This window comes from Anabaena sp. FACHB-83 (assembly GCF_014697485.1).
Taxonomy (GTDB): domain Bacteria; phylum Cyanobacteriota; class Cyanobacteriia; order Cyanobacteriales; family Nostocaceae; genus Nostoc_B.
Map to the genome: position 1 here is coordinate 205,918 of NZ_JACJRY010000001.1, position 12,883 is coordinate 218,800.

Genomic DNA, 12,883 nt, shown 5'->3' on the forward strand with positions numbered 1-12,883 from the left:
GGGAAAAACTTACAATCTTGACTGTGTTCAAGATAATCAAAAAGCAATTAATTTATATTATGGTTCGGTTAAATAGGTCGCTTAAACTACAACTAATAAACATACCTTCTATCCTGGTTAAATAAATTCAGTTTTTGTTATTTGATAGCTTGACTTTTTTAGTTACAGCCAAGTCTTAACATTAATTAATATTCTCTCTAGAAGTAATAATACATAACCTATTTAACTTGAAAAATTATACTGACTCAGATCCCCGACTTCTTCAAGAAGCCGGGGATCTGGTTGTTCATGTAAAACAAAATTATCACACCCTCGTGTATAGATATCGTAAATTATTGGTTAAAAATTTTAGGTATTGATCAAGTGACGATTCAACAGTGCTTGAGTAACTTTTTCCAGTACCTTTAAACCTTGTAAAGAACCACGAATTAGCCGAGTCGCTGCAATGGGTTGACTGATTAAACCCCACGCTAAAGGTAAAGTTTGCAGTGAACCATCGGTACTGATAGCATCGGAAAGGTCAGGAATATCATGTAAACTGTCATCACTGACCACCCGTAAGACAGTGACTTCAATTCCTATTGCTTGAAAAAACTGTAAAGCGGCGAAACTTTCCATATCAACAACATCACAGTTAGATGTTGCCGCTAACGATGATTTTTCTGTAGCAGACCAGATGACGCGATCGCTTGTCAAGCCTTTCACTAATGAGACTTTTGATAGTACAGCAGATAAATGATTCATCAAGGAGCGATCGCATTCTTGCACAAGTCCTTGATAAGTGCAACTTTGATACAGCACAACATCCCCAACAGCGTAATTCTGGCGCAAGCTACCACACAAACCCATCACTATTACCTTGGCTGGTGAATGCTGTTTGTCCCATTGCTGCAAGTATTTCTTCAACGGCTGCATTCCCACTGGTATTGCCAAAACCGTTGGTATAGACTCCGTATTTTGACGCAAGCCACGACACACAGCTTTATACTCTGCACCCTGCGGCACTAAAATCACAGTGTTCATTATCAATATTTGTGTGGAGACAATTATTTTGTGAAGGGGGACAAGGGAGACAAGGGAGAATTATCAGTATCAGTACTAGTGAATGTTTCAGCCTTGCAGCCACTTCTTCCCCCTACACCTCTAAGCTACGGTGTACACACAAATCTGGGTTGAGTACATCTGTCCCGCCTCGGAATCAATTCCGAGTCTCACAGCGCAAGTCCTCTTCAGAGGACTCAACAAGAAACTCATTCCAGTCCACCAAGCGTGGACTTTAGCTATGAGCCTGGAACTTTAGTTCTAGGCGGGATGCGTTTCATACTGCCTATTTTCGACTTGTGTGTACACGGTAGACACCCCTACGGGGAAGTCAAAATTCAAAAGTTCAGAGATTTTTTTACTTTTGACTTTTGACTTTTAACTTTTGACTTGATTTTGCCCCTACACCCTTACCCCCTCCCCAAACGCTTTCCGTTTCGGTAGTAACTGGAGAGTATTCCAAGCTGTGGTGGCGAGTCGAGGTAGCAGTTGTGGTTGCAATATCCGCGAGTCGAACTTACTCATTCGCCGTTGATTTTCTTGGATGCACACTTTGAGAAATTTTTCAAGTGTTAAATCTTGACTAAACACACTGGCTCCACTAGCAGTAAAACCTGCACCGTTGGGATCAGATTCACCAATGGCTTTAATCACACTGCTCAAGGCTCTACCGTAATACCAAAGAGTTTTAGCACTCCGCAGGGGTAAAAATCCATCACCACGTTGAATTTGTAAATCAGTGAACCAGTTGACAAAAAATACAATATGCCGTAACTCTTCATCAACAATTGAGTCAAAGATTGTGAAGATTTGCTCAGGAAATACTCTGGCTTCTCGCGCAATTTCAAATAAGCCAAAGGCAAAAAAAGAATCGAGACATTCTTCAAAACCAAATTCAATGAATGTTTGCTCAAGGTTAGCGGGAATTTCTATGGGTGGACAAGCAGGCATAGGAATGTCATAACGCTCAATAAACACTTTCAGCAAGCGAGCGTGACGAGATTCTTCTTTACCTTGGAGAGCGATCGCATCTTGTAAAATGCCACTGTCTAAAGTTTTGGCATATTCACTGACAATAACACCCGCTTGACGTTCTTTATTCAAAGCCTGACCCCAAAAAGGGATGCTTCGCAAAAGTTCCAAAGCTGCATTATCCAAATCAGGCCAAGGGAGATGCTCAGGCTCATATTCCCTGTAACTCTCCATAAAACTACGACAGAATAATTCCCTATGGTCAACAGAACCAATCTTCATAATTAAATTTTATGTGTGCTTAAAATTGCCGTTAGAATCAGGACTATGTAGTGAGTAACACAAGTTATTTCTCAGCATAGAGTAATACATTAATGATTACCTAGTGCTGATTGCTCAGTATTAATTATTAAGTGTTTAAGTAGAAGAAATTTTTTGACCGTTTATCCTTTATGCTTTTTTAAGAAACCCATTAAGTAAAATTGCCCACCAAAGGAAACTAAACCACCCAAACTTTAGACGATTAATGTAGCATGACAATTAATTGGGACACCAGCAAAATTTTCCAAGATGGTAAAGGTTAGTAGCGCAAAATCTGCACGAGAACGCTTCAATATCTCCAAATTGGCCATTGACTTCTCGTGGTTGACAGTGAGTTTCTGGATTGCTGTAACGGTAGCTGGGCTTTTGGCGTTCAGTTCCCTCAAGTATGCTTTGTTTCCAGATATTACTTTCCCGGTGGTGGTAGTTAACGCCACAGCACCACTAACAACAGCAATTGATACAGAAGCCAAGCTCACCAAACCAATTGAAGAGCGCCTCCGCTCTGTAGAAGGACTAGATGATCTGCGTTCATCAGCTTATCCTGGTCAAACGGCAGTTAGTTTAGCTTTTGCAGTTGGTACTGATTTAGAAAAATCCACCAACAATGTAGAAGCTGCCCTGAAACAGTTAAGTTTGCCACAAGGGGCAAATTACAAAATTATTCCCCTGAACTTAAACGAATCAGCCGCCGTTAGCTACACCATAGAGAGTGCTTCGCAGAACCTCACAGAATTGACCAAAGTAGCACAAGACAAAATTATCCCAGTTATTACCAAGGTACCGGGAGTCTTGAAAGTCAATTTGTTGGGAGAGCCTAGTTCTCAACCAGCTTTACCAAGCGCCCAAAATGCAACTGCGGCACTTCCCCAAGGTGGAGCCACATTAGTTCGGTTTAATGGGCAAGATGCGCTGGCTTTTCAAGTCATCAAACGGGGTAACGCCAACACCTTAGAAGTTGTGAGTCGGGTAGAAAAAGAAGTTCAAAAGCTCACAACTAACCTCAAAGATGTCAAACTCACTTTAGCTGCTACCCAAGCTGAGTATATTCGTAATGCCACCAAGTCAACCATTGACGCGCTGATTGAAGCCATAGTGTTGGCTATTGTCGTCATCTTTCCTTTCTTGTGGAGTTGGCGAGCCACCTTAATTTCGGCACTGGCGATTCCGACTTCATTGTTGGCGACGTTTATTGTCATGGCAATTTTCGGCTTCAACTTAGAAACGATTACATTGTTAGCGTTGGCATTAGTCATTGGCAGCGTGATTGATGATGCCATCATCGATGTCGAAAATATTATGCGGCATATTGAAGAAGGAGAAAGCCCTCGTCAAGCTGCCTTCTCAGCCACCAGTGAAATTGGGTTAACCGTTGTTGCCACCACAGCTACAGCCGTGGCAGTGTTTTTACCAATTGGTTTGATGGGTGGTGTCGTTGGGCAATTCTTCAAGCCCTTTGGAATTACAGTTTCCGCTTCTTATATTGCTTCTACCTTAGTAGCCCGGACACTATCACCAGTTTTGTCCACTTACTGGCTCAAACCAATCTCTACCAATACTCCCCGCAAGGAAGGAAAACTGTGGTCAGGGTTTGCCCAAGCCTACCGGAAGTTGCTGTATTGGTCGTTAAACCACCGCAAAACAGTAGTTTTATTAGCGGTTCTCAGCTTTGTTGGGGGAATTGCCCTAGTACCCTTCATTCCCAAAGGTTTTATCCCGAAACTAGACCGGGGCGAATTTAATATTACCTATACGGCTCCCTTACCACAAATCCCTGATATTGCCACTTTGCAAAAACAAGCAGCACAGGCAGCACAAGCCGGGATTCCCTTGTCATCTCAACCCCCCATTTCCCTTCCCAACCCGCTCAATGATTCTCTGGAAGTTGCGAAAAAACTAGAAGCGGTGGTGAGAAAATCCCCAGCCGTGGAAACAGTCTTTACTACCGTCGGTTCCCGCGAAGGTGAACCCAATAAAGGTACGCTTTACGTCAAGTTGAAGGAAGACAGAGAGCTAAAGACGGCGGAAGTCCAAGACCAAATACGCGCTCAGTTGCCTAATTTACCAGGCGTAACTACCAGTGTGGAAGACATTCAATTTATCGATACTGGTGGGCAAAAACCCTTACAAGTGTCATTAAGGGGAGAAAATCTCCAAGAACTGAACAAAGCAGCCCAAGCGATTAAAGAACGCATCGCCAAAATGCCGGGATTTGCTGATGTGACGGTAACAGGTGACAGTAAAAACCAGGGGGGAATTTTCCAAATTGAGCGACTGAATAATCAGCGTGTGGCTTATATCAGTGCCAATTTAGGGCAGGATTTGTCTTTGGGTAGTGCCACAGACAAAATCGTTGCGGAAGCCAAAGAAGTGTTACCTGCTGGTGTAACTTTAGACTTGGGTGGCGATTCTGCCCGACAAAACGAAGTCTTTAGCAGTTTTGCTTCTACTTTGGTACTATCGGCACTTTGCATTATTGTGGTGCTGATTTTGTTGTTCCGCAGTTGGATAGACCCTGTAGTTATTGGTGTTTCACTGCCTTTGTCAATTGTGGGAGCCATGCTGGCCTTACTCTTTACCAAGAGTGATTTTGGCATGATTTCCTTAATTGGTTTTGTCTTTTTGTTGGGGCTGGCTAACAAAAATGCGATCGTCTTGGTGGATTACATCAACCAACTGCGTCAAGCTGGTTTAAGCCGCAAAGAAGCCATCTTGAAGGCGGGGCCAGTGCGTCTGCGACCGATTATGATGACAACTGCTTCCACGCTGTTAGGGATGTTACCCATTGCTTTGGGTCTGGGTGCTGGTTCAGAATTGCGATCGCCTATGGCTGTGGCTATTGCTGGCGGCTTGATCAGTTCCACAATCCTCAGCTTAATTGTTGTCCCCGTAGTTTACGCCATCTTAGACGACTGGTTCCCCCGCTTTCGTCAGGAGGCAAAATACTAATGCAGGCTTTTGTTACAGGTGGAACCGGCTTTGTCGGTTCCCACTTGGTGCGGTTACTACTGCAACAAGGATACAAAGTCAAAGCTTTAGTCCGCCCCAGCAGCAATTTAGATAATTTACGCGGCTTGGATGTGGAACTAGTCAAAGGCGATTTGACAGATGCTGATATTTGGCAACAAATGAAAGGTTGTCAATATTTATTCCATGTCGCCGCCCATTATTCTTTGTGGCAAGTAGATAGACAACTACTGTATCGTTACAACGTCATCGGTACACGCAATATTCTCGAAGCTGCCCGCAAAGCTGGTATTGAACGCACCGTTTACACCAGTTCCGTATCAGCCATAGGAGTCGGCCCAGGCGGTAAACCTGTCGATGAAACTTATCAAAGCCCTGTCGAAAAACTGATTGGTAATTACAAACAGTCAAAATTTCTCGCCGAACAAGAAGCCAAACAAGCCGCAGCTAGAGGACAAAATGTCGTAATTGTCAACCCCAGTACACCGATTGGTTCACTAGATATCAAACCCACACCCACAGGCGAGATTATCCTGCGGTTTTTGCGGCGAGAAATGCCAGTTTATTTAGACACTGGGCTGAATTTCATCGATGTGCGGGATGTGGCTTGGGGACATTTACTGGCATTGCAAAAAGGGAAAACAGGCGATCGCTATATCTTAGGACACCAAAACCTCAGCCTCAAACAATTACTAGAACAACTTGCCGAAATCACTAATTTACCAGCACCCCAACGCACCATTCCTGCTTGGATACCCTTGAGTGTGGCTTGGATTGATGAGAAAATTCTCGCACCGTTAGGAAAAACGCCCTCTGTCCCTATAGATGGTGTCCGTATGGCTCAACAGCACATGTACTATGACGCGAGTAAAGCTGTCCGCGAGTTGGGACTACCCCAGTCCCCCTTAAAAGCAGCCCTAAAAGACGCTGTGGATTGGTTTATTGCTGAGGGTTATGTCAAATGAAAGGCAGGAGGCAAGAAAAAGGTTAGGGGTTAGAGGCTAGGGTGTGTTTTCAAACTCTGTGATCCCCCCAACCCCCCTTAAAAAGGGGGGCTAAGAAACTCTTAAAGTCCCCCTTTTTAAGGGGGATTTAGGGGGATCTAAAAAGTTAGGAGGCAAAATTAATAGTTTGAAAACACGCCCTAGAGGTTAGAGGCTAGGGCTTAGTCTTTTTACTCAGCACTCAGCACTCAGCACTTTTTACTTATAAGATGAGGAGTAATAAATAAAGTGGGAATTAATTTACAACAAGCGATGGATATTGGGAAGTATCTGGTGACTCAGCGTTTTTTAGGGCGCAAACGCTTCCCCTTGGTATTGATGCTAGAACCGTTATTTCGCTGTAATTTAGCTTGCACTGGTTGTGGCAAAATTCAACACCCCGTGGAAATTCTCAAACGCAATCTCACACCAGAAGAATGCTTCGCCGCCGTGGAAGAATGTGGCGCACCTGTAGTTTCTATTCCTGGGGGAGAACCGTTACTCCATCCCCAAATTGATGAGATTGTCCGGGGCTTAGTAGAACGCAAGAAATATGTTTACTTGTGTACCAATGGCTTGTTACTGGAAAAAAGCCTCGACAAATTCCAACCTTCGCCTTACTTTACCTTCAGCGTCCACTTAGATGGAATGCGGGAATGGCATGATAAATGTGTTGATCGCAAAGGCGTGTTTGATACTGCTGTCAACGCCATTCGTGCAGCCAAAGCCAGAGGTTTCCGCGTCACCACCAACACCACCATCTTTGAAGGTGCAAATGTCAAAGAAATGCAAGAATTCTTTGATTTTCTCGAAAGTTTGAATGTTGATGGGATGATGATTTCCCCTGGTTACAGCTACGAATGGGCTCCAGATCAAGACCATTTCCTCAAACGCGAACAAACCCGCGCCCTCTTCCGGGAAATTCTCACACCCTACACATCAGGTAAGAAAAACTGGAACTTCAATCACAATCCCTTGTTCCTAGACTTTCTGATTGGTGAAAAAGACTACGAATGCACACCTTGGGGAAGTCCGAGTTATAGCGTTCTTGGTTGGCAAAAACCTTGTTATTTGTTGAATGAAGGACATTACACCAGCTTCAAAGAATTGCTAGACAAGACAGACTGGAGTAAATACGGCCGCGCTAGTGGTAATCCCCAATGTGCTGATTGTATGGTTCACTGCGGCTACGAACCAACCGCCGCAATGGACGCAATGCAACCGCAAAACATCGCCCGTTCTCTAAGTACAGTGTTTGGCAAGAGTTAGCGTTAAAAGGGAAGAGTAGTTTAGTAGGGTGCGTTAAAGCAAAATGCAACGCGCCCTGCTTTAACATTGTTAAAAACGTTGATTAATAAAGTTAGTTTTGTTATCTTAAGTGTAATCACGTAATACAACAGAAGAATTAACAAACTATAGCTCTTCCTCTAGAACTATGAATAGTACTCCCTATCCAAACTTTAGTGAACAAGGCTATCGAGTTGTACGAGAATTAGGACGCAATCGAGAAGGAGGAAGAATTACTTGGTTAGCATCAGATGTTAATACTACACAACAAGTAGTATTAAAGCAGTTTTGCTTTGCTCAAGTGGGTTCTAGTTGGTCTGGGTTTGCGGCGCATCAACGAGAAATTGAGATATTACAAAAACTGACTCATCCTGGGATTCCTCGATATATAAGCTCGTTTGCTACATCTGATGGGTTTTGTTTAGTACAAGAATATATTCATGCCCAATCTTTAGCAGAACGCCTCGGTGATTTTGACGCAGAAGAAATTAAGCGGATTGCTATCAAAGCCTTAGATATTCTCAGATATTTACAAAATCTGAATCCTCCGGTAATTCATCGAGATATCAAACCGGAAAACATTTTGGTAGATGAAGAACTCAAAGTTTATTTAATTGACTTTGGTTTTGCGCGTATTGGTAGCCAGGAAGTTGCAGGGAGTAGTGTATTTAAGGGGACTCCTGGTTTTATTCCACCAGAACAAATGTTTGAACCGACGCAAGCCACAGACTTGTATGCTTTGGGTACAACGTTGATTTGTTTATTAGCAAAAATTAAGTCTACAGAAATACGCGAATTGTGCGATCGCAATAATCCATACATCATTAAGTTTAAACCTCTTCTCCCCCAATTAAGTCTGCGGTTTCTGGGTTGGCTAGAAAACATGGTACAACCAGAACAAAACAAACGCTTTGCTAATGCACAAGCCGCCTTCACAGCACTCCAACCGCTTGAAGTTGTGCGCGTACCCGGAATAGATTTTAGTGAAACAGTATTAGAGTTTAAAGCGAACCGATTAGGTGAAAAGCTCACCCAAAGCATCACCGTTGAAAATACTATTCCCGATACTTTATTACAAGGGAAATGGGAAGTTGCACCCCATCCTCATGATCCGCCACATACGCCAGATTCTCACGCTTGGATTTCAGTAACACCTACTACGTTTAGCAGGAATCATACCCAGTTTCAAGTTGAGGTGGATACGATTAAATTGATGGCGGATAAGTCGTATAAACGTCAACTCATACTGCATAGTAATGCTTATCCAGCAAGTCATACTTTAACGGTAAAAGTGCAGACAGCCGCTTTACCAATTGAAAAAACCGAAGTATCTTACACTTGGCTTGTTGGTGTGGCATTAATTGGAGCGATCGCACCTTTATTGATAAATTTGTTGATGGTGCTTGCTGGTATATATTCAACCTTGAATTGGTTGATAGCTTTTTCGGCTACATATTTAACCTTGATTTGGGTTATAGCTTTTTTTGGTTTATGGAAAGTGATGAAGACTGTGATTGGGGCAGGAATTGGGTTAGTCAGTGGCGCTATAGTAGCGTTGTGCGCTGGGGGTTTCATTGTTGTTGTTCCAATGGTATTTGGCGCTAATTATGATGTTGTTAACAACATATTCAGGATTATGGGAATAATTGGGTCTGTTGTGGGATTAGTGTATGGTGGTTTTTTGGGGTTCGTAGTTTGGGGAAAAGATGATATTCAGTCCAATAAGGATAAAAAATTCTACTGGTCTAGAGCGATATTGTATTTACTCACAGCAGTGTTAGGAACTAGCTTTGGAATTATTGTTATAATCGGCTTTGTCACTCCCTACTCGCCAATAGCACTAACAGGGATAGGATTACCATTAATCAGCCTCTTGCTTTATCCACCCTTAAAACGACGCAGGCTAATAACTAAATATCGCCAGTCCGAAGAGTCTTTAATTGAACCCTAATAAATACAGATATGACAGAAGCTAAAAATGTACTCGGCACAGATTTAGAAGTTTGTTGTACTTCACCGATGACTGGTTATTACCGTGATGGTTACTGTAGCACTGGTGGGCAAGATTTTGGAATGCACGTTGTTTGCGCCCAGGTGACAGCCGAATTTTTGGAGTTTACCAAATCCCGTGGTAATGATTTGAGTACAGCATTTCCTGAATATAATTTTCCCGGATTACGCCCTGGCGATCGCTGGTGTTTGTGTGCAGCCCGTTGGCAAGAAGCAATGGAAGCTGGTTACGCGCCCCCTGTAGTTCTTGAAGCCACCCACGCTAGAGCCTTGGAAGTCTGTTCGTTAGAAGATTTAAAAAAATACGCCTTTTCTGCGCCTTAAGCCTTAAGTTAAAATACAGACGCGATCGCTCACGTCTGTATTGTATGGTTACTTGCTTTTGAGATTTACGACGTAGTTAAAAATTTGGGTTAATAACCAAAATACACCACAGTCTAAAAATCAGCACTATTAAACTTGAACTTACTTAATCAATCGTATTGAACAAAGTTATTAACTGGCTTTGACATTGACAGCATTTAATTGCTCAAGCAAGGCGATAACTTCACTGCGGCTGAGTTTCTCCTTACCATTGGCAAGAGCATCAATCGTACCATGTGCCAAAGTTAACGGAATTTGACAAAAGTTTAAAGCTGGGCCAGCAGGTAAAGCTTGAGTATAAGCATCAGCTAACGCTAAGTTGCGTAGGGCATACTCTTGCATTTCTGTGACTGTCCAACCATCTGGAAAGAAGCTGACACCACGCCCCATATCTTCAATGTGGTTGCGGAGGATGTTGACAGCTTGCAAGCCACGACCAAAGCCAATTGCTAAAGTCCGGTTGGTTTGCGTGCCATCATACCAAGTCCATAAATCTGAAAGTAACAACCCAACTGCGCCAGCAACCCCAAAGGTGTAACGATCTAAATCAGACTCGGTTTCAATTTTCCAGTTGTTTTCTGCCCAATAAGCCATCCGGTCAGCCATTGCTGCGGTTGCATCCCAAATCCGTGGTGCAATAGTCTCAGGGGCTAATAAAGACCATTCTCTGACTCTCAGAGTTACTTCTGCCAAAACATCCTCGTAGCCGCTAAACCCTACGGAAAAAGCGTCAACTGCAAAGCCATCTACTCCTGCTTGTAATGTCAAACTAATATTGTGTAACAGTTGTGCCTTTGTTGAATTATCCAGGTCTGGATGATCTTCAATTTCATCAATGGCACGCATACACAAATATGCTGATGCAACGGCTTCTTGCAATCCTGACGGTAAAATACTAATTGGAATATAAAAAGTTCGACTAGTTGCTTTGAGGATTTGCAAGGCATCACCACGTAAATCCATGTTGTCACTCCCCTCTGAGTTTTTACACCACATGCAGTTGAAAGTTGTTTAATGATCTGGGATATACTTTTTACCTTGAGATGGGTTAGTATTTCATCTCAAGATTAATAGTCTTTGTATCATAATTAACGACAAATTCAAACCGATTAAATTCATGTCTAGTATATAAGACTTTGGTTACTGAAATTTGTGCTGTGTGATTTTATATCTGAATTAAGCGCAATTTTTTGCTGTAAATATAAACAACTGTGCTAAAATCCCGCAGTTTATCTAATTGGGCTTTTCAGTAGTGATGAGCGAATTGATACGCCCAGATAGCCTCTGATGAGGAAGATAGCATAAAATTCCCAAGCAGATTTCTGTATTGTAAAAATATTATGAAAAACCAAATAAAATTTCTCAAAAAATGCTTCTAACTATAAATATCAACAATTAGGGACTTGCAAGGTATAGGAAAACTTTAGCTATTGACCAATTAGCTTGGCAAATACAATATTGCAGCCTAGACAACAATTTTTGCAGCAAATTCTCAAGATGAATCTCATTCGGCAAAGTACAATCTTTTTCCCCAACTTGCCCAATGAAAACACAATAATTCAAGACTTTTGAAATTTAACCCTCCACTATAATGGAGTGGAGGTGTTAATAGTTAAAATCTCATGTCACTTATTAAAGTGGCACAGAAACTAATTTTTCCGATTGATATGAGATGCCGGCTTGTTTAAAGCGGTGTAAAGCTTCACCTAAGCGATCGCAATCTGCAATTAAACTAATCCGCACATAGCCTTCACCCGCAACCCCAAAGGCATTCCCCGGAGTCACTACCACGCCTGTTTGTTGCAATACATTCAAGGCAAAATCGGTGGAAGTTGTACCCACAGGACATTTCACCCAAAGATACATGGTGGCTTTGGTTTTCGGAATATCCCAACCCAACTCTCCTAACCCTTGGATCAAAAAGTCGCGGCGGGTACGGTAACGCTGTTGGACTTCGTGTAAATAGACATCTGGCAATTGCAGGGCGGTTTCGGCGGCTGTTTGCAAGGCGGCAAAAATCCCGTAATCCAAGTTGGTTTTCAGCGTCCGTAAACCTTGGATAATTTGGCTGTTGCCGACAACAAAACCTACCCGCCAACCAGCCATATTATAAGTTTTGGATAAGGTATGAAACTCCACGCCAATTTCTTTAGCGCCAGGAATTTCTAACAAGCTGGTGGGTTGATAGCCATCAAAAGCTAACTCGGCATAACACAAGTCATGCACCAACAGAATTTCGTATTTTCGGGCAAAGGCGACAATTTCTTCAAAAAATTCTCGCGGTGCTGTGGCAGCAGTAGGATTACTGGGATAATTGAAATAGAGAATTTTGGCTTTTTGGGCAACTTCTTCGGGAATTGCCGCTAAATCAATCAACCAATCATTTTCCGGTTTGAGAATCAAGTTATGGACTTGCGCCCCAGCAATTACCGGCCCGCGAAAATGGGCGGGATAAGCTGGTGAAGGTACTAAAACCACATCACCAGGGTTAATGTAGGCCATTGCCAAATGCCCTAATCCCTCTTTAGAACCGAGTAGCGGTAAGGCTTCGCTGTCGGGATCAAGCACTACACCATAGCGGCGATTGTACCAGTTGGTAATCGCACGGCGAAAACTCGCAGTTCCTTCAAAGGGCGGATAACCATGATTGGCGGGATTTTGCAAAGCGGCGATTGCCGCTTCTACGACTGGTTGAGGCGTGGGGCCATCCGGGTTCCCCATCCCCAAATCAATCAAATCCAATCCTTGTTCCCTTGCCTTAGCTTTGAGTTCATCCAGACGGGCAAATACATAAGCTGGCAGTTTCTGTATACGTTCTGCTGGGGCAATCCAATTCAGTGTCATTGATGTACCACTTCTTGATACAGTTGATTTGTGAGTAAAATTTCTCTCATACATCACAGTTGGCGGCTGTGGATCAATTGGAGAAATCTATAAAG

9 protein-coding genes are annotated in these 12,883 nt (G+C 42.9%); 5 read left to right on the forward strand and 4 right to left on the reverse strand.

Annotation, left to right across the window (positions count from 1 at the left end; translation table 11 throughout):
* Positions 1–348: 348 nt before the first annotated feature.
* Both H6G79_RS00915 and H6G79_RS00920 read right to left on the reverse strand, forming a co-directional pair.
* Positions 349–1,023: a phosphorylase gene (locus H6G79_RS00915; protein WP_190587962.1), complete on the reverse strand. Its 675-nt coding sequence runs from the start codon at positions 1,021–1,023 to the stop codon at positions 349–351.
* 420 nt (positions 1,024–1,443) lie between these two features.
* Positions 1,444–2,295, reverse strand: a complete 852-nt coding sequence (locus tag H6G79_RS00920; protein WP_190587963.1) for a ferritin-like domain-containing protein — start codon at positions 2,293–2,295, stop codon at positions 1,444–1,446.
* A 288-nt stretch (positions 2,296–2,583) separates the two neighbouring features.
* Here H6G79_RS00920 and H6G79_RS00925 point away from each other — a divergent pair, with 288 nt between their 5' ends.
* From H6G79_RS00925 to H6G79_RS00945, 5 genes are all read left to right on the forward strand, one after another.
* Positions 2,584–5,283 (forward strand): efflux RND transporter permease subunit, encoded by a 2,700-nt coding sequence (locus H6G79_RS00925; RefSeq protein ID WP_190587964.1) that lies wholly within the window; start codon positions 2,584–2,586, stop codon positions 5,281–5,283.
* Positions 5,283–6,266, forward strand: a complete 984-nt coding sequence (gene hpnA / locus H6G79_RS00930; RefSeq protein ID WP_190587965.1) for a hopanoid-associated sugar epimerase — start codon at positions 5,283–5,285, stop codon at positions 6,264–6,266. Before H6G79_RS00925 ends, hpnA begins: the two co-directional genes overlap by 1 nt.
* Positions 6,267–6,533: 267 nt before the next feature.
* The gene (gene hpnH, locus H6G79_RS00935; protein ID WP_190587966.1) at positions 6,534–7,553 is read left to right on the forward strand and encodes an adenosyl-hopene transferase HpnH; all 1,020 of its coding nucleotides are present in this window, start codon (positions 6,534–6,536) and stop codon (positions 7,551–7,553) included.
* Between the two features lie 166 nt (positions 7,554–7,719).
* Entirely contained in the window at positions 7,720–9,522 is a 1,803-nt protein-coding gene (locus H6G79_RS00940; protein ID WP_190587967.1) for a serine/threonine-protein kinase, read from the forward strand.
* Positions 9,523–9,533: 11 nt separating this feature from the next.
* Positions 9,534–9,905: a DUF2237 family protein gene (locus H6G79_RS00945; protein ID WP_190587968.1), complete on the forward strand. Its 372-nt coding sequence runs from the start codon at positions 9,534–9,536 to the stop codon at positions 9,903–9,905.
* A 171-nt stretch (positions 9,906–10,076) separates the two neighbouring features.
* Here H6G79_RS00945 and H6G79_RS00950 read toward each other — a convergent pair whose 3' ends face one another.
* Complete coding sequence (locus H6G79_RS00950; RefSeq protein WP_190587969.1) at positions 10,077–10,907, reverse strand: squalene/phytoene synthase family protein; 831 nt, start codon at positions 10,905–10,907, stop codon at positions 10,077–10,079.
* 669 nt (positions 10,908–11,576) lie between these two features.
* On the reverse strand, positions 11,577–12,788 hold the full coding sequence (locus tag H6G79_RS00955; protein ID WP_190587970.1) for an aspartate aminotransferase: 1,212 nt from the start codon (positions 12,786–12,788) through the stop codon (positions 11,577–11,579).
* Positions 12,789–12,883: the final 95 nt, after the last annotated feature.